16 protein-coding genes, 2 tRNA genes, 2 rRNA genes and 1 riboswitch are annotated in these 17,871 nt (G+C 50.8%); of the genes, 16 read left to right on the top strand and 4 right to left on the bottom strand.

Features of this window, described 5'->3' with window-relative positions:
- The 12 genes from AC6R1A_RS01825 to thiH all read left to right on the top strand — a co-directional run.
- Window positions 1-761 (top strand): 23S ribosomal RNA (locus AC6R1A_RS01825); the annotation flags it as partial.
- Between the two features lie 212 nt (window positions 762-973).
- A 5S ribosomal RNA gene (gene rrf / locus AC6R1A_RS01830) occupies window positions 974-1,089 on the top strand.
- Between the two features lie 56 nt (window positions 1,090-1,145).
- Window positions 1,146-1,222: transfer RNA gene (locus AC6R1A_RS01835), tRNA-Asp, on the top strand.
- A gap of 42 nt (window positions 1,223-1,264) precedes the next feature.
- Window positions 1,265-1,341, top strand: a tRNA-Trp gene (locus AC6R1A_RS01840).
- 151 nt (window positions 1,342-1,492) lie between these two features.
- Complete coding sequence (locus AC6R1A_RS01845) at window positions 1,493-2,875, top strand: multicopper oxidase domain-containing protein (RefSeq protein WP_500646135.1); 1,383 nt, start codon at window positions 1,493-1,495, stop codon at window positions 2,873-2,875.
- A 109-nt stretch (window positions 2,876-2,984) separates the two neighbouring features.
- A complete protein-coding gene (gene crcB, locus AC6R1A_RS01850; protein WP_334555415.1) occupies window positions 2,985-3,368 on the top strand; it encodes a fluoride efflux transporter CrcB in 384 nt (127 codons plus the stop codon).
- Window positions 3,369-3,450: 82 nt separating this feature from the next.
- A riboswitch (TPP riboswitch) is annotated at window positions 3,451-3,549 on the top strand.
- Between the two features lie 161 nt (window positions 3,550-3,710).
- Window positions 3,711-5,654, top strand: a complete 1,944-nt coding sequence (gene thiC / locus AC6R1A_RS01855; RefSeq protein WP_500632523.1) for a phosphomethylpyrimidine synthase ThiC — start codon at window positions 3,711-3,713, stop codon at window positions 5,652-5,654.
- A 10-nt stretch (window positions 5,655-5,664) separates the two neighbouring features.
- Window positions 5,665-6,927, top strand: a complete 1,263-nt coding sequence (locus AC6R1A_RS01860) for a thiamine phosphate synthase (protein ID WP_500632522.1) — start codon at window positions 5,665-5,667, stop codon at window positions 6,925-6,927.
- Between the two features lie 2 nt (window positions 6,928-6,929).
- Window positions 6,930-7,694, top strand: a complete 765-nt coding sequence (locus tag AC6R1A_RS01865; RefSeq protein ID WP_500632526.1) for a HesA/MoeB/ThiF family protein — start codon at window positions 6,930-6,932, stop codon at window positions 7,692-7,694.
- A 2-nt stretch (window positions 7,695-7,696) separates the two neighbouring features.
- Complete coding sequence (gene thiS / locus AC6R1A_RS01870) at window positions 7,697-7,906, top strand: sulfur carrier protein ThiS (protein WP_500632521.1); 210 nt, start codon at window positions 7,697-7,699, stop codon at window positions 7,904-7,906.
- Between the two features lie 2 nt (window positions 7,907-7,908).
- Entirely contained in the window at window positions 7,909-8,685 is a 777-nt protein-coding gene (locus AC6R1A_RS01875) for a thiazole synthase (RefSeq protein WP_500632520.1), read from the top strand.
- A 10-nt stretch (window positions 8,686-8,695) separates the two neighbouring features.
- Window positions 8,696-9,823, top strand: coding sequence for a 2-iminoacetate synthase ThiH (thiH, locus tag AC6R1A_RS01880; protein WP_500632519.1), 1,128 nt, complete (start codon window positions 8,696-8,698; stop codon window positions 9,821-9,823).
- A gap of 107 nt (window positions 9,824-9,930) precedes the next feature.
- Here thiH and AC6R1A_RS01885 read toward each other — a convergent pair whose 3' ends face one another.
- Together AC6R1A_RS01885 and AC6R1A_RS01890 are read right to left on the bottom strand one after the other, a co-directional pair.
- Entirely contained in the window at window positions 9,931-11,724 is a 1,794-nt protein-coding gene (locus AC6R1A_RS01885; protein WP_500632518.1) for an aminopeptidase P family protein, read from the bottom strand.
- A 269-nt stretch (window positions 11,725-11,993) separates the two neighbouring features.
- Window positions 11,994-12,935 (bottom strand): LysR family transcriptional regulator, encoded by a 942-nt coding sequence (locus AC6R1A_RS01890; RefSeq protein WP_500630160.1) that lies wholly within the window; start codon window positions 12,933-12,935, stop codon window positions 11,994-11,996.
- Window positions 12,936-13,054: 119 nt separating this feature from the next.
- Here AC6R1A_RS01890 and AC6R1A_RS01895 point away from each other — a divergent pair, with 119 nt between their 5' ends.
- The gene (locus AC6R1A_RS01895; RefSeq protein WP_500632517.1) at window positions 13,055-14,248 is read left to right on the top strand and encodes a multidrug effflux MFS transporter; all 1,194 of its coding nucleotides are present in this window, start codon (window positions 13,055-13,057) and stop codon (window positions 14,246-14,248) included.
- Between the two features lie 169 nt (window positions 14,249-14,417).
- Window positions 14,418-14,708: an H-NS-like global regulator TsrA gene (tsrA, locus tag AC6R1A_RS01900; protein ID WP_500632516.1), complete on the top strand. Its 291-nt coding sequence runs from the start codon at window positions 14,418-14,420 to the stop codon at window positions 14,706-14,708.
- Between the two features lie 74 nt (window positions 14,709-14,782).
- Here the strand turns inward: tsrA and asnC are convergent, their stop codons facing one another.
- The gene (gene asnC / locus AC6R1A_RS01905) at window positions 14,783-15,247 is read right to left on the bottom strand and encodes a transcriptional regulator AsnC (RefSeq protein WP_334555425.1); all 465 of its coding nucleotides are present in this window, start codon (window positions 15,245-15,247) and stop codon (window positions 14,783-14,785) included.
- Window positions 15,248-15,413: 166 nt separating this feature from the next.
- Between asnC and AC6R1A_RS01910 the strand changes: the two genes are divergently transcribed.
- Both AC6R1A_RS01910 and AC6R1A_RS01915 read left to right on the top strand, forming a co-directional pair.
- On the top strand, window positions 15,414-16,193 hold the full coding sequence (locus tag AC6R1A_RS01910) for a class I SAM-dependent methyltransferase (protein WP_500632515.1): 780 nt from the start codon (window positions 15,414-15,416) through the stop codon (window positions 16,191-16,193).
- A 144-nt stretch (window positions 16,194-16,337) separates the two neighbouring features.
- On the top strand, window positions 16,338-16,970 hold the full coding sequence (locus AC6R1A_RS01915) for a hypothetical protein (RefSeq protein ID WP_500632514.1): 633 nt from the start codon (window positions 16,338-16,340) through the stop codon (window positions 16,968-16,970).
- 27 nt (window positions 16,971-16,997) lie between these two features.
- Here the strand turns inward: AC6R1A_RS01915 and AC6R1A_RS01920 are convergent, their stop codons facing one another.
- Complete coding sequence (locus tag AC6R1A_RS01920; RefSeq protein WP_500632513.1) at window positions 16,998-17,867, bottom strand: carboxylate/amino acid/amine transporter; 870 nt, start codon at window positions 17,865-17,867, stop codon at window positions 16,998-17,000.
- Window positions 17,868-17,871: the final 4 nt, after the last annotated feature.

The raw sequence follows: 17,871 nt of genomic DNA on the forward strand, positions 1-17,871 counted from the left end.
AAGGTTAAGTGCAACTTTCCCACAGGTAGTTCCAGCACCTATGTTTGATGTTCTAACTTAGCCCCGTTATCCGGGGTGAGGACAGTGCCTGGTGGGTAGTTTGACTGGGGCGGTCTCCTCCCAAAGAGTAACGGAGGAGCACGAAGGTGGGCTAATCACGGTTGGACATCGTGAGGTTAGTGCAATGGCATAAGCCCGCTTGACTGCGAGAATGACAATTCGAGCAGGTGCGAAAGCAGGTCATAGTGATCCGGTGGTTCTGAATGGAAGGGCCATCGCTCAACGGATAAAAGGTACTCCGGGGATAACAGGCTGATACCGCCCAAGAGTTCATATCGACGGCGGTGTTTGGCACCTCGATGTCGGCTCATCACATCCTGGGGCTGAAGTCGGTCCCAAGGGTATGGCTGTTCGCCATTTAAAGTGGTACGCGAGCTGGGTTTAGAACGTCGTGAGACAGTTCGGTCCCTATCTGCCGTGGGCGTTGGAAGATTGAAGGGGGCTGCTCCTAGTACGAGAGGACCGGAGTGGACGAACCTCTGGTGTTCGGGTTGTGATGCCAATCGCATTGCCCGGTAGCTAAGTTCGGAATCGATAACCGCTGAAAGCATCTAAGCGGGAAGCGAGCCCTGAGATGAGTCTTCCCTGATACTTTAAGTATCCTTAAGGGTTGTTCGAGACTAGAACGTTGATAGGCAGGGTGTGTAAGCGCTGTGAGGCGTTGAGCTAACCTGTACTAATTGCCCGTGAGGCTTAACCATACAACACCCAAAGGGTTTTGATGGACTCAATGAAAGAACGAAACTTGAATGTGTGAATGAACGAGAATTCAGTTCCTAGTGAATAGTTCCTAGTTCCTAGAAGGTATGTCTAGGAACTCGCATCTAGGCACTAGAGACTTTAATTAACAGCTTTCCGAATTATTAAGTTCTAGGAACTAGGCACTAGCTTCTAGGAACTTAAACAAAATTTGCTTGGCGACCATAGCGATTTGGACCCACCTGATTCCATGCCGAACTCAGAAGTGAAACGAATTAGCGCCGATGGTAGTGTGGGGTTTCCCCATGTGAGAGTAGGACATCGCCAGGCTTTGAACATTATCTGTTTAAAGCACTATTGAGATAAGACTTTAAATAGACCACTGCGGAGTGGTAGTTCAGTTGGTTAGAATACCGGCCTGTCACGCCGGGGGTCGCGGGTTCGAGTCCCGTCCACTCCGCCACTTATAAACCTCGTTTATCGAGGTTTTTTTGAATCTAATTTTAGGGGTGTAGCTCCAATTGGCAGAGCAGCGGATTCCAAATCCGCGTGTTGGGAGTTCGAATCTCTCCACCCCTGCCATATCTAAGGCTCTAGTCGAAAGACTAGAGCCTTTTTTGTCTCCGTTTTTTAATCTTGCACGCGACAAAACCACAAATCGCTCATTGCACTGAGAATCATTCGCAGTATTTTGCTACATTATACGTCTTGTCTGTTTTAGGTGTTTACCGTTATGGCTTTGAGTCGTCGCCAATTTCTTCAATCTTCACTTGCTTTGTCTGCTCTCTCAATGATTCCTGCGTGTTCGGTGACTCGGCAAACTCGGACTCGAGAAGGCTATGTTTACGAGCTCACTGCTGAGCCTAGCCGGGCCGAACTCGTCCCTGGGTATCAAACCGACGTACTGGGGTTTAATGGTGCGATCCCTGCGCCGACACTCTATTGTCGTCAGGGGGAAGAGGTCGTGATTCGTTTCACGAACAAACTGTCAGAGCCTACCACCATACATTGGCACGGCTTGCGAATACCGATCGAGATGGACGGCGTTCCTTTTCTCAGTCAAGCGCCTATCATGCCGGGAGAGACGTTTGAGTATCGATTCACTCCGCCTGACGCAGGCACGTTTTGGTATCACCCACACATGAACAGCGTTGAACAGTTAGGGCGAGGACTCGTTGGACTGATTATTGTTGAAGAGCGCGACCCCGTGGTTTTTGATGAAGAGCATGCGTTAATGCTCAAGCATTGGCACATCGACAGTCAAGGGCAGTGGAAGGAGAGAATGATCCCACGTTTAAGTGCTCGGATGGGCACGCCAGGGGAGTGGAGCAGTGTGAATGGCGTTCATGAGCCTGTATATACGCTTAAAGCGCACGCGACCACTCGCTTACGCATTGCTAATGTCGACAATACCATTACCTATCCAATTGCGATTGAAGGGGCAGAGGCTTGGATACTGGCTATTGATGGTAACCCGGTCACCACGCCAATTGAGCTCTCTCAGCATAAAATTGGACCGGGTATGAGGGTGGATCTTGGTCTGATTGCGCCATCTGCTGGCAACAAAGTGTTTGTTCGTCAAATGAAGGGGCGTTTCCCTTTTCCTCTGTGTGAATTTGATGTCGTCGCGTCTGATTTGCCACAGGGTCAAGCGCTGCCAAGTTTTCCTCTTAACCCTGTGCCCGCGCTCGATCTACCCAACGCTGAAGAGATTGACTTTGTGTTTGAGTGGCAAGGTGCGGTAACGCCCGTAGGCAAAGATGGCAAGGCGAGTCCAACCTTTTGGTTGACCAACAAGGTGGCGTGGCAGGGGATGAGTCGTCATTCGATTCCTGCGCCGCTGGCGCAGTTGGAGCTAGGCAAAACCTACATCTTCGATCTTAAAAATGTCACTCAGTACCATCATCCTATTCATCTTCATGGCCATACCTTTACCGTGCTCGAAATGGACGGTAAGCCGCTCCTAGAGCCGTTCCATACGGATACGGTACTACTGGGCAAGAATGGTCGTGCCAAAGCGGCTTTCGTCGCGGACAACCCCGGTCGGTGGATGTATCACTGTCATGTCATAGAGCACATGAAAACCGGTTTGATGGGCTATATCGAAGTAAAGTGACTCCTGTAACTTTTTAAATCTAACAGAGTGTTTAGCGTCATTACATTGATCTGAAGTCTGTTTTTTTGTCTGTTTGGCGCTACACTAACGCCATAAATTTGGAGGGGTTATGGGTCAGTTTGCAATTTTAGGGTTTATTGCCATGGGTGGCGCCGTTGGTGCGTGCTCTCGTTATTTAGTGTCTGAGCTGTGTGCGACATTACTGGGGCGAGGTTTTCCATACGGTACGCTAACTGTTAACGTAGTCGGCTCACTGGCGATGGGCTTACTGATCGCCGCGTTTGAAAATGGCAACCTTGCGACTGAACCATGGAGACAGATCATCGGGCTCGGTTTTCTTGGTGCTTTGACAACGTTCTCTACGTTTTCGATGGACAACGTTTTACTCATGCAGCAGGGCGCCTTTTTCAAGATGGGACTCAATGTCTTACTCAATGTGGTATTAAGCATCTCTGCCGCTTGGGTGGGCTTTCAACTGCTGATCAAAAGCTAGCTTGCTTAGAGGTGCTTTGAGCCTCACTAGACAAAATTTACACAGGTCGGCTTGGTTTATCCAAGCCGTTTTTATATACTCGGTTCACTTGTCGGAGTGCCATAAGGCTGAGACCGTTTATTCGGGATCCGTTGAACCTGATCAGGTTAATACCTGCGAAGGGAACAAGAGAAGATATCGACCCTCCTAATCTAGGATTCGTTCTCTCTGATCTGAGCGTCATGCGATCTATCTACAGATAGGTACCCGCGTCAGATCGCCCTCTTGTCGCATCTTTCCGCCAAGCATTTTTATCTCTAACACTCATGCTCCTACGAGCAATAAAGAGCAAGGAAAAATGCTATGTCGAATCGCAAACAAGCGAGACTGGAAGCCAAACAGTTTATTGATACCCTCTCGGTACAGGCGTACCCTAATTCACGCAAGGTTTATGTAGAAGGTTCACGACCTGATATTCGTGTTCCTATGCGAGAAATCTCCCTCGCTGACAGCTTGATTGGCGGTACTAAAGACGCGCCGATCTTTGAGCCCAATGAGCCGATTCGCGTTTACGACACTTCTGGTCCTTATACCGATCCTGACCATACGATTGACCTCTACCAGGGCCTGCCTAAGCTACGTGATCAGTGGATTGAAGAGCGCGGTGATACGGAGCTGCTCGATGAGGTCAGTTCGGTATACACCAAACAGCGCTTGGAAGACGATACGCTAGACGAGCTGCGTTATGGTAACTTACCTCGCATTCGCCGTGCGAAAAGCGGTCAGTGTGTTACTCAGCTCCACTACGCGCGTCAAGGTGTGATTACACCGGAAATGGAATACATCGCTCTGCGTGAAAACATGGGGCGTGCTCGTTATCGCGATGAGGTGTTGAACCAACAGCATCCAGGTCAAAGCTTTGGGGCCCACTTGCCAAAGGACATCAGTGCTGAGTTTGTCCGCCAAGAAGTGGCCGCGGGCCGTGCCATCATTCCATCCAACATCAACCACCCGGAAGCGGAGCCAATGATTATTGGTCGCAATTTCTTGGTCAAGGTGAACGCCAATATTGGTAACTCTTCTGTGACCTCTTCCATTGAGGAAGAAGTTGAGAAATTGGTTTGGGCAACACGTTGGGGCGGCGATACGGTGATGGATTTGTCGACCGGACGCAATATTCACGAGACTCGAGAGTGGATTCTACGTAACAGCCCAGTTCCGATCGGCACCGTGCCTATGTACCAAGCGCTTGAAAAAGTGAATGGCATTGCAGAAAACCTCAACTGGGAAGTGATGCGAGACACCTTGATTGAGCAAGCTGAGCAGGGCGTCGATTACTTCACGATTCATGCCGGTTTGCTGTTGCGTTATGTGCCGATGACGGCCAAACGTGTCACGGGTATTGTCTCTCGCGGCGGCTCGATCATCGCTAAGTGGTGTCTCGCTCACCATCAAGAAAGCTTCCTTTACACCCACTTCCGCGAAATTTGTGAAATTTGTGCCAAGTACGATGTCGCGCTTTCGCTCGGTGATGGCTTGCGTCCAGGTTCGGTGGCCGATGCCAATGATGAAGCGCAGTTTGCTGAGCTACGCACGTTGGGTGAACTGACTAAGATCGCGTGGGAGTATGACGTGCAGGTGATCATTGAAGGCCCTGGGCATGTACCTATGCACATGATCAAAGCCAATATGGATGAGCAGCTAGAGCACTGCCACGAAGCGCCATTCTACACTTTGGGTCCTCTGACGACCGATATTGCCCCTGGGTACGATCATATTACCTCTGGCATTGGCGCTGCGATGATCGGCTGGTACGGCTGTGCGATGCTCTGCTATGTGACGCCGAAAGAGCACTTGGGTCTACCCAATAAAGAAGACGTTAAGACGGGCTTGATTACTTATAAACTCGCGGCGCATGCGGCGGATTTGGCTAAAGGCCACCCTGGTGCTCAGGTTCGTGACAATGCGCTCTCAAAAGCTCGCTTTGAGTTCCGCTGGGAGGATCAGTTCAACTTGTCGCTGGACCCTGATACAGCGCGAGCTTTCCACGATGAAACTTTGCCGCAAGAGTCGGGCAAAGTGGCTCACTTTTGTTCAATGTGTGGACCAAAATTCTGTTCGATGAAAATTTCTCAGGAAGTGCGCGAGTACGCTAAAGACACGCAACAAGTCGAAGCCGACCAAGCCATCTCCGTTAAAATGCTCGATGATCCACTTGAAGGGATGCGCCAAAAGTCAGAGGAGTTCCGTCAATCGGGTTCTGAGTTGTATCATCCTGCCGCGCAGCCTGAAAGTGCAGAGTCGTAGGAACGCGACGATGAAAATTGTGATTCCTCACTCAGAGCCCACATTGCGCGATGATATCGCGCAATGCTTGGCATTAGCCGGCGAGCAAGGGTTTGCCACACGAGAGATTCAGTTGATTGAAGGGGCTGAGTCGACGGTTGAACTGCGCGGTGCGTCTTCTTCTGTTTGGATTGCTCGGGATACGCAAGTCTCTGAGTCTTCCTCTCTCAGTGACGACAGCGAACAAAACATCCATCAACTGGTGTACTCAGTTGCAGAGGGTGATGTCTCGCTGGCGGACTATGCCCCGCATGCGATCGTTATTGGCGCAAGGTGCGAAGGGCGCGTGCTCGATATTTGGCAACACAGCACGCGTGCTCATGCTGAAGTGCGTGCGCTTAATGTCCACCAAATGGCGCTTGATCCTACACAGCACTTCGCATGGTTTATCACCTTGCGGGCGCTCGATTTTCCCGTTGAAGATGCACTGACGCTCGCACGTGCGATGGGGCATGTTTCACGTGAAACATCTCAATGGCCATGTTGTTTTGAGCAATTTCCTACGCCTGTCCTGGAAGACGAAACTCTCGGCATTCGTGTCGGTTGGAAAACTGAAGGCCGCGCGATCTCTTTTCCCTCTATGGCGAAAGAGGTGTTGGGTCTCTATCCGGTGGTCGACGATGTCCGTTGGATTGAACGATTGCTGCCTCTAGGCATTAAAACTATACAGCTGCGCATCAAAGATCCACAGCAAGCCGATTTGGAAGCGCAGGTAATTCGTGCAATTGCATTGGGTCAGCAATATCAAGCACACGTGTTTATCAACGATCATTGGCAGTTGGCGATAAAGCACGGTGCATTCGGTGTTCACCTTGGCCAAGAAGATATTGAAGCGTCGAACTTGCAGGCATTGTCACAGGCAGGTATCGCTTTAGGGCTCTCGACACACGGCTATTACGAACTGCTGCGTATTGTGCAGATTGCGCCAAGCTACATCGCACTCGGGCATATCTTCCCAACTACGACCAAAGTTATGCCTTCAAAGCCGCAAGGTTTGGTGCGCTTGAAGCTTTATCAACAGTTGATTGATTCAATTCCTCGCTCGCAAGGTACGGGCTTTCCTACGGTTGCGATTGGCGGTATCGACCAAGGTAACGCTGCGATGGTGTGGCAGTGCGGCGTCTCAAGCCTGGCTGTCGTGCGCGCGATTACGCTCGCCGACGACCCAAAACCGGTCATTGCGGCTTTTACTGAGTTGATGAAGGCAAACAAGCAAGTAGGAGAGCAGGGATGACTATGCTGTCTGACGAGGCGTTCTTACGTTACCAAAGACAAGTGTCGTTGCCGCAATGGGGCGAACAAGGACAAGCTAAGTTGGCGAATGCTCATGTGTTGCTGATTGGTTGTGGTGGCCTCGGGTCGGCGGCAAGCCTTTATTTAGCGTCCGCTGGTGTGGGCAAATTGGTGTTGGTGGATGATGACAGTGTCGAGCTAAGCAATCTTCAGCGCCAAGTCATCTATCGAAACGATGACCAAGGGCAGAGCAAAGCGTTGGCGGCTAAGAGTCAATTAGAGAACCTCAACCCTTTGATCCGCCTTCGTGCGATTGAGCAGCGGCTCGATGATACCCAGCTTGCGCTTGAGATCATGCTTGCCGACATCGTGCTTGATTGCACAGACAACCTTGAAACGCGCCAGCAAATCAATCGGCTCTGCTTCAAAAACCGGACACCTTTGATCTCGGCCTCGGCCATTGGGTGGCAAGGGCAGTTCGCGTTGTTTGACTATCAGCAAGATAGTCCATGCTACCACTGCCTATACCCGTTCGATTCACTTCCTTCTGGTCAAAAATGCAGTGAACTTGGCGTGGTAGGTCCGGTGGTAGGGACGTTAGGTAATTACCAAGCGCTGGCGGCGATTCAATGGTTAGTCCTTGATGAGCCACAACTTAGCCCATCGACATTACACCTATTTGATGGACTCACGATGCGCTGGCAGACGTTAACTATCTCAGTGGATGCCACTTGTCATGTGTGTCAGTCAAACATCGTTAAGGAATGAACATGGAACCCATCACTATCACCGTCAATGGTGAAACACATACGACTCAAGCAGGGACAACATTAACGGCGCTCATTGCTGAGTTATCGCTCGTGGAGGTGGGGTGTGTGTTTGCCATCAATAACTGTGTCGTTCCGCGCAGCGAGTGGGGCAGACATATCGTCCATCAAGGCGATGCCATCGCACTATTTCAAGCCATTGCAGGAGGCTGATCATGGCGCCAATAACACCGCTTACTATCGCGGGCAAAGTGTTTGACTCGCGTCTGTTTACCGGCACGGGTAAGTTTTCGAACAGTACTACCATGGCGCGCGCTATTGAGGCGTCGGGATCGCAACTGGCGACTATGGCGCTCAAGCGCGTCGATATCCATGATAAGCAAGATGATATCTTAGCGCCGTTGATTGCCGCTGGCGTGAATCTATTACCGAATACCTCTGGAGCAAAAACTGCACAAGACGCCATTTTCGCCGCACACTTAGCACGTGAAGCCTTGGGCACACAGTGGCTTAAACTCGAGATTCATCCTGATCCCAAATACCTGATGCCTGACCCAATTGAAACCCTCAAAGCGGCACAGCAGTTGGTCAAAGATGGCTTTATTGTTTTGCCGTATTGCCACGCAGACCCAGTGTTGTGTAAGCGTTTAGAAGAGGTGGGCTGCGCAGCAGTGATGCCTCTAGGTGCTCCCATAGGCTCGAACAAAGGGCTGGCGTCGCAAGACTTTTTGGAGATCATCATCGACCAAGCTGGTGTCCCCGTCATCGTCGATGCCGGGATTGGTGCTCCGTCTCATGCGGCAAAAGCGATGGAAATAGGCGCAGATGCGGTGTTGGTGAATACCGCGATCGCGGCAGCGAGCAATCCAGTTGCTATGGCGCATGCGTTTAAGATGGCGGTGGAAAGCGGGCGGATAGCGTTTGAATCCGGCTTGGCTGGTCAGGTCACCCATGCTGTTGCCTCTAGCCCATTAACCGCCTTCCTAGAGTGAGGGACGCAGAATGAGTTTTGTATCGATTCATCAACGCATGGACTGGGATGACATCAGGCTGTCGATTTACGCGAAAACACATCAGGATGTGGAACGCGCATTGGCGAAATCTAAGCGTGATCTCGAAGATTTTAAAGCCATGATTTCACCTGCGGCAGAGCCTTACCTTGAGCAAATGGCGCAGCAATCCTTTGCGCTCACGCGCAAACGGTTTGGCAACACGATTGGATTGTATATCCCGCTTTATCTCTCCAACTTGTGCGCCAACGCGTGTACCTACTGTGGTTTTTCAATGGAGAACCGCATTAAACGCCGTACGCTGACAGAGCAAGAAATCACGGCAGAGATAGACGCTATTAAGTCGATGAAATTCGACAGTGTGCTTTTGGTCACCGGTGAGCACCAAACCAAAGTGGGGATGGACTACTTTCGCCGCGCACTGCCACTTGTTAAAGCGCACTTTAACTACTTGGCAATGGAAGTACAGCCGCTTGATGAAGGGCAGTACCGTGAACTGAAATCCTTGGGCCTCGATGCAGTAATGGTCTATCAGGAAACCTACCATCGTCGCACTTATGCTCAGCACCATTTGAGGGGCAACAAAACAGATTTTGACTATCGCTTGGAAACGCCGGATCGTTTGGCGAGAGCAGGGATCGATAAGATCGGTATAGGCGCGCTCATCGGCTTGGACGATTGGCGCACGGATTGCTTTTATGTCGCCGCACACCTTGACTACTTAGAGCGTACCTACTGGCAAACTCGTTACTCGATTTCTTTTCCACGGCTTCGTCCTTGTGAGGGCAATGCATCGGAAGGGGTGATTCAACCTAAATCCGTGATGAGTGATAAGCAGTTGGTTCAGTTAATCTGTGCCTATCGGTTGTTGAATCCGACGGTTGAGCTTTCGTTATCGACACGAGAGTCGCCGCAGTTTAGGGACAATGTGTTGCCACTGGGTGTGACATCCATGTCCGCCGCATCAAAAACACAACCCGGCGGATATGCGATGCAAGACGTCGAGTTGGAGCAGTTTGAGATCAGCGATGAGCGAAGTGCTGAATCAGTCGAGCAGGCGTTACGCTCGAAAGGGTATGACCCGGTTTGGCGAGACTGGAACGCAATCTATTCAGGATAATGTTTCACGTGAAACAACCACGCCACAATTAAAAAAGGCTCTCATGTTGAGAGCCTTTTCATTCAACTTCACGCGATATGCAGATCTACCGAGTGTTCAAAGCACGATTAGTCGCGGTGAGCGATGGGCGATGTTGCGCGCTCTAACCACGTTCTTACCTCACCATCGACCAATGGGCTGAGGTCATTCCACACTTTTTGGTGGTAATCATTAAGCCAAGCGAGCTCTGGTTTGGTCAACATATCAATGTTGATGTTGCGCTTATCAATCGGGCAACGTGTGAGTGACTCGAAGCTCAATACAGGGAAATCACCTTGTGTTGGAGTTTCCACTACGAGTTCTAAGTTCTCAATACGAATGCCAAACGCATCGGCGCGGTAATAACCGGGCTCATTGGAGAGCACCATACCTTCCATCAAAGCCACATCAATTTGTCGTTTGGAAATGCTTGCTGGTCCCTCATGGACACTGAGGAAGTGGCCGACACCGTGGCCCGTACCGTGGTCATAGTCAAAGCCTTCTGCCCATAGGTGTTGACGGGCAAGGGTATCAATTTGATAGCCGCGTGTTCCTTTTGGAAAACGGGCACGTGCGACACCAATATGACCTTTGAGCGCTAAGGTAAACTGCTTGATCATCTCGTCGCTAGGTTGACCGATGGCCACAGTACGTGTGATGTCCGTCGTTCCGTTGAGGTATTGGCCGCCAGAGTCGACAAGGTAGAGAGAGTTCAGGCTCAACTGACCCGGGGTCGGTTGGTTTTCGTGGTTGTAGTGACACATTGCCCCGTTGCTGCCTGCTGCGGAGATGGTATCAAAACTTAGGTCTACTAACGTTTCATCCTCACGACGGTACGCTTCTAAACGGTCGGCTAGGTAGGCTTCATCGTGAAGTTGGCCGTTGTCGACTTCGTTATCAAGCCAAGAGAGGAACTTGACCATGGCGACGCCATCGCGCACATGACACGCTTTCATGCCCTCAATTTCGACCGCATTTTTTTGCGCTTTCGGCAGCAAGCAAGGATCGGCTGCACTTACGACATGCGCGCCACTGTTTTGCAGTGTCAATTTAAACCACGCATTGCTCGTCGCTGGGTCAAGTAATACTCGGCGTCCATTAAGCGAGTTAAGAATAGACTCCAGGGACTCGGGAGCATGAACTCTGACACCGGTACCAACATGCTCAGCAAAGCCTTGCGGCAGACGTTCTTGGCGAATAAAGAAATCGACACTGGCGTCGCGGTGAATAATCGCGTGAGACAATAATACGGGCAGGCGAGAGACGTCGAGGCCACGCACATTAAGCAGCCAGCAGATAGAGTCGAGCGCGGTCACGACTGCAGCATCAAGGTTCTGCTTTGTCAGTTGCTTGGCAATCTCTTCACGTTTGGATGATGAGGTTTGACCGACGGATTCAATCGGCATTAAGCGCGCAGGTGATTCGAGGGCGGCTGGGCGATCATGCCACAGTGCGTCGATGGGGTGAGTTGTTAACAGCTTGAGTTCAAGTTTGTCCGCCAGTTTGGTTTGCGCAGACTCCAGCCAGCCTGCATTGTGCATGCGTGGGTCAATGGCGACGACGCTGCCGGGTTGTAGCTCACTGAGCAGCCAGTCTAATGCCGGCTCTTCAATTAAATGGCGGTATTCGAACAGCTCGCTAGGGACTTGCTTGGTGACTTGCACCGTGTATCGACCATCGACAAATACCGCTGCTTTTGTTTGTGTGACCACCGCGGCCCCGGCTGAACCAGTGAAGCCGGTTAGCCAATGCAGGCGTTCGTTGTGCGCAGGAATGTACTCGCCCAAGTATTCGTCTTCATGGGGCACAAAAAGGGCATCGATATTGTTCTGAACCAGCCACTCTTTGATGGCTGTCAATCGTTGTTCAGTGGTGTTTAGCATCTGTGAATCCTTCAGTTATTTGAGGTGTCCATCCGACGTCTTAGACTCGCAATGACCGCGCATCTTGATGAGCGGGCGAATCACGTTTTGGGCTTGGACTATGGCCATTAAGCTACTCCTTTTACCAGAGCGCTGCAAATGGTCTGCATCGATAGCCGGGTATGGATCGCGGGGTAAGGTTAACTGACTACGTGACGTAAAATCAGCGCAGTTGTCGTCACGTGACTAGCATTGCACGGGGTTATCGCAACGCGGCTAACGTAGCGCGGTTATCGTAACGCGGTCGTCTTTTCGCGGATAATTTGTCTGAGCCAGGCAAGGGCCGGGTCGTTCTCTCGGTCGCGATGCCAAAACAGGGTATAGGCCATGGGCGGAAATTCTAACGGCAGTGGCAGCACCGCGAGGTTAAGCTGTTTCGAGGCAAGCTTGACGAAGTGGCTTGGCGCGGTAAAGACAAAGTCCGTGTAGGAACACAGACTGGCGGCGCTGTTGAAGTCCGGCACAGTGATGGCGATATCGCGCTCTTTGCCGATGTCGGCAAGGCGATAATCAAGTAGCCAGCGATCGTTGCCATCGCAGCGTACTTGAACATGACGTTGGCTAAGAAACTGTTCTAACGTCCAAGGACGGCTCAAGGCAGGGTGATCCGCGCGCAATAAACACATCTGGTTATCACGGTAGATCTCTTGTTCACTAATATCACTCGGCGGCAACATAGTCAGCTTGGCATCATTGATGTCGATGTCCTTGCCGGTAATACCAAGATCAATTTCGCCTTTTTGCAGCAGCTTAAAGGTTTGATCGGACCAAGAGTGGGTGCTGATGGTGACCCCGGGGGCGCGTTTAAAAATCTCGGGTAGAAAGTGGGGCAGAATCAGCGGGTAGACACTCTCTACCGCGGCGATTTGAAACTTGTAATCACTGCTGTCAGGCTGAAACTGCTCGGGTTGCGTCAGTAGCTCTAACTGATGGATCAGCGCATCCAATTTAGGCTTAAGAAAGAGGGCTTTGGGCGTCGGCTTTAGCCCATACGCTTGGCGCACGAACAGAGGGTCATCGAATTGGTCACGCAACTTGGCGAGGTTCTTACTGACCGCAGATTGGCTGAGGCATAATCGGTGAGCGGCACGTGTTACATTCAGCTCTTCAGTAAGAATCTTGAGGCACACCAGTAAATTCAAATCTAAGCGAGCAAGCTTCTCTATATTCATACATTTCCCTAAGGAATAACTTAAATGATGATTTGTCATTGGATGTCATATCTAGACTAACTTAGACTTTGCCGAGTTTCATCCTTTCTTGTGCATAATCATTTTAAAAGAGGCGAGCAGTGAACGCTGACAACCCGATCATCTACGGCAAACTTCAATTCATTCTTTTGACCCTGTTGGTGCTGTTTAGCCCGCTGGCAATTGATATTTATCTGCCTGCGTTGCCACAAATTTCTCAAGCGTTTCACGTGGAACACGCCTTAGCACAAGATACTATCACATGGTTTTTGTTCGCGATGGGGGTCGGCCAACTGTTTGCTGGCCCGCTGGCGGATAAGCTAGGACGTCGAACTGTTGCATTAGGTGGGATCAGCATCTACGCCGCGAGCGCTTTATTGGCGTGGAGTGCTCAAAACATCGAGTGGATGCTGGTTTCGCGCTTGCTGCAAGGCTTAGGAGCGTGCGCGACATCGGTGGCCGCCTTTGCAACAGTTCGCGATATGTTCGGTCCACAGAAAAGTGGCAAGATGATCAGCTATCTCAACGGAGCCATCTGTTTTATCCCTGCGTTGGCGCCGATTCTTGGTGCATGGCTCACTCAGCAATTTGGATGGCGCGCCAACTTCAGCTTTATGGCCGGATTCGCGTTGATTGGTCTGGTGGCGATGTCGTTTGGCCTTAAAGAGACCAATCCGCAAGTCAGCACCGCGCCGGTATTTCGTCTACGACGCTATTGGCAAGTGCTGAGTACACCGACGTTTTTGTTCCACGCATCCTTGTGTATGTTGGCGATGGCGGTGATTCTCGGTTATGTCACCTCAGCCCCCGTGGTGCTGATGGAAAATCTTGGTTTAAGCATGAACGCTTTTACCTTTTGGTTTGGAATCAATGCGGTGATCAACATTGTCGCGTGCATGACAGCGCCTAGATTTATGGATAAGTTCGGCACGCACACCACGCTCAATGTCGGCATCTTGTTGTTGGGATTAGGCGGTATCGTGATGCTAGTAATGGCGACGCAAGCAAGTGCCTTTGCCTTTATGCTGCCAATCTTCCTATCCTCGATTGGTTTTGCGTGGATTCTCGGTGCGGCGGCTGGTAAGGCGCTTGCCCCGTTCGGTGACAAAGCGGGCACCGCCGCTGCGCTACTCGGGCTGTTCCAAATGAGTGGAGCGGGCTTAGTCGTCGGCACCATGCAGCGTTTTGGGTGGGAGCCGCAAGTGCTTATCGCCTCATTGATGCTCATCATCACACCTGCGCTACTGATTTTGTGGACCAAAGCGGGCAGAGAGTGGCACTACTGTTATGAGTAGGTGTTACGAATAGATGTTATGAGTAAACCGTAATAAATAAGCTGCTATGAGTAAGTTGTTGTCGACACCTTGCTCACATCACTAGGCAAGGGCGCGCTTAGCTTTACAAGGCAAAATATCCTTGTATATTGAGGCGAGTTAATCTTGTAACGATGGAAAAACCACCACCATGTCGATGACGACGTACGAAAAAGCGCGTTTGATGGAGCAGCTTGAAGAGTCTCCAGAGAAAGTGATGTTTGGTAAATTAATTCACGAGCTCGGCAATCAGAGCAGCGAGCGTATTCGCAGTGCCGCCAAGCAAGTCCCGCTCGATGTGTTGCGCGATATCGTGTTCCATTTTCAGCAAGTGATTGAGTCACGTAAAGGCGAGCAGCTAGACATCATCGCAAAGCAACTTACCCAGCAGGGCATCTCAGCGGAGCAGCTCAAGCAGTACATGGAAAACCAAGGCAAATAACCTGCCGATTCGATCGGGTCAGTTGGATTCGTTCAGTTAGATTGGATAGAAAGCTCGCACAACGCGAGCTTTTTTTATGGATTGACGTTGCGATTGATGGGGTTCTGCAAAGAGATGAGGGTTTCGGTGGATTGCACTTCGTCGATGGCTTGCAACTTATCGATCAGTACGTGTTGCAGCTCCTCAATCGAGCGACACATCAATTTGACGAAGATGTTGTACGCGCCCGTCGTGTAATACGCTTCCACCACTTCCTCTAGAGCATTGAGTTTTTGCAAAGCTGAGTGATAATCGCGCGCCGCGTTGAGGTTAATACCAATAAAGCAGCAGACGTCGTAACCGAGTTTTTTCGTATCGACAATCACTTCCGTGCCTTGAATGATGTCGGCTGACTTCATCTTTTCTATTCGAACGTGAATGGTTGCAGGGCTGACATCAAATTGCTTCGCCATTTCGGCGTAGGGCGTCCGCGCATCTTCCATTAAGGTTTTCAAAATCGCTTTGTCGAGGTCATCGAGCTTGGTGGAGTGAGCTTGCATAGTCAGCCTTGTTGAAAATAGAAAGACTATTATTGCCGCGAACGGGCGAAGACATCAATGGCGATTTGTTCGTAGCGAAGTGGGGAAACTGTTAGGTAGAGCCAGCTAAAATCCATTACACTGACGCGCACGCGTCCCTCAACACTGACCTACACCGGAGCCGATAGTGGATTTGCAACTTCTCTGCGAACACCCTGAACAGAACCAACAACTGAACGATATTGCTGCTCGCTGGGGGCTTAGCCACAGTGACACCAGTCCGTTTGCTTTGGTGCTGACGGCGCAGCGCTTGGAACTTCGCAAAACCGATGAGCCTAAATTAGGGGCGATTTATGTCGACCTGGCGGGAGGCGCCGCTGAGCATCGCCGCAAGTTTGGGGGCGGAAAAGGGCAAGCGATCGCCAAAGCGGCCGGGCTCAACAAAGGCGTGGTGCCGACAGTGCTTGATGGCACCGCTGGCCTTGGGCGAGATGCGTTTGTATTGGCCTCTTTGGGCTGTCAGGTGCAGATGGTGGAGCGTCACCCTGTGGTGGCGGCGCTACTGGATGATGGCTTAGAACGCGCCAAACAGGACCCAGAAATCGGCGTCTGGGTCAGTGAGCGAATGTCACTGCTGCACGCATCGAGCCACAACGCGCTGGAAACGCTCGCAAGTCAGCCTGATTTTGTGCGCCCTGATGTGGTCTACCTAGATCCCATGTACCCTCATCCTGAGAACAAAAAGAAAAGCGCGTTAGTGAAAAAAGAGATGCGCGTATTTCAAACGCTTGTGGGCGCCGATCACGACGCAGACGGCCTACTCACGCCAGCCCTTGCGCTGGCGACGAAAAGAGTGGTGGTCAAACGCCCCGACTACGCTGATTGGCTAGATGGTGTCAAACCGGCGATGGCGATAGAGACCAAGAAAAACCGCTTTGATGTCTATGTTAATGCAGCCATGAGTTAGTTAATTCGGCCATGAGCTAAGTGCCTGATTCTATTTATACTCACCACACCGTGCTTTATGGCGGTGGAAAATAACGCTTGCCAAGCCCGTCTGATGACTATATATCTTACTAAGAACTATTCGTATTCTTTTTAAGGTAAGTCGATGGCAAAGCGTTTGTGCAAGTTGAGTCGTAAACAAGTCGCACACAGTTTGGGGGAGATAGAAAAGCTCGTGGTTGAACCCAAGTTTGTCTGCCGCTCTTGTGCGCGTGCCAGTCACAGTAAACAACACTTATGCAAACCGGCGTCAATTGCGGCGGCTGCCCATACCCAGCCAACGACTCATACACCTAAAATCCTTAAGCCTCTCTCTGCGCGAGCTGAATCTGCACTATTCGCACCTCAACAAGCGGCAGTGGCTTCTGCGCCTTCAGATACGCAGAATGTCGCTCAAGCGATCGAGACAAAGCGTGAAGAGCAAAAAGCGCAAGCCGTGCAGCGCGTCATTGCGCGAGTGAAAGCACGCAAAGCTGACGTTGAGTTAAATACCCTGACGTCCGTGAATTCCTTGATGCCGGTAGTAGAGACGTTCGATTTGATGGATAAAAAGGCGTTCAAGAAAGCGAGAAAAGAGCTCAAACGTGCTTATAAGCAGCAGAAGAAGTGGCTAAAAACGCTGAAAAAACAGCAAAAACTCAGTAAAAAGCAGGCTAAACTGCAGGCCAAGTTAGACGTAATCCCCTCTTGGCCAACCGGCTTAGCGGAGACAGATAAGCGCCAAGCCAAGGTGCATTAACCTTAGACTAGGCGCTAGACTTTGGATTTACGCGGCGTTGGTTACACGCTTTTTCACCCAGGTTTCGTTGACCCAAAGTGAAAGGACAATAATAGCGCCGCCAATGGTCAGTCTCGTTAGGTCGACATCGCGATTCCAGATCACGATATTGACGATAAGCCCAGCGGGGACCAACGCATTATTCATCACCGCCAGCGCACCAGCATTCACCATGGTCGCGCCTTTATTCCACGCGAAATAGCCCAACCCAGACGCAATCAAGCCTAAGTAGGTCAGAACGCCCCATTGTGTTGCCGTACTTGGCAATTTCTCACTGTTGCCCATCAGCGCAAACGCGATGAGTGCCACAGCCAGCGCGCCCAAATAAAAGTAACCAAAGACCGTATGCTGTGGCAGGGCGACTTGCTGCTTTTCCATCAAGTATTTGTAGCCCACTTGGCCAATAGCAAAGCAGAGATTGGCTCCTTGCACCACCATAAAGCCAAGTAAGAAATGCTCATTGACCCCGGCAAACTTGATAAAGGCAGCGCCAGCCACTGCGATCGCCGCGGTGACCAAATACCAAGGCGAAAAGCGACCCTTGAGCAGATCGTAGATTAACGTCACGTAAATCGGCGTGAACACCGTGAACAGCAAGACTTCTGGCACAGACAGAAGCAGGAAGGATTGATAGTAAAAACAGTACATCAAGCCAAGTTGAAAGCCGCCAACGACCATCAATTTGGCAATCAGGGATTTCTTAACCCCTTTAAATTTCAGGAAAGGTAGGAAAACCAAGCTCGCTAAGGCGACGCGCATTAAAACCGAAAACCACGCGTCGACTTGGCCTGCCAAATAGACACCAATCAAGCTGAAGGAGAACGCCCACAGCAAGGTGACCGAAGAGAGATAAAACATGATT

The organism is Vibrio sp. R10-SG3-ISO3 (assembly GCF_059834225.1).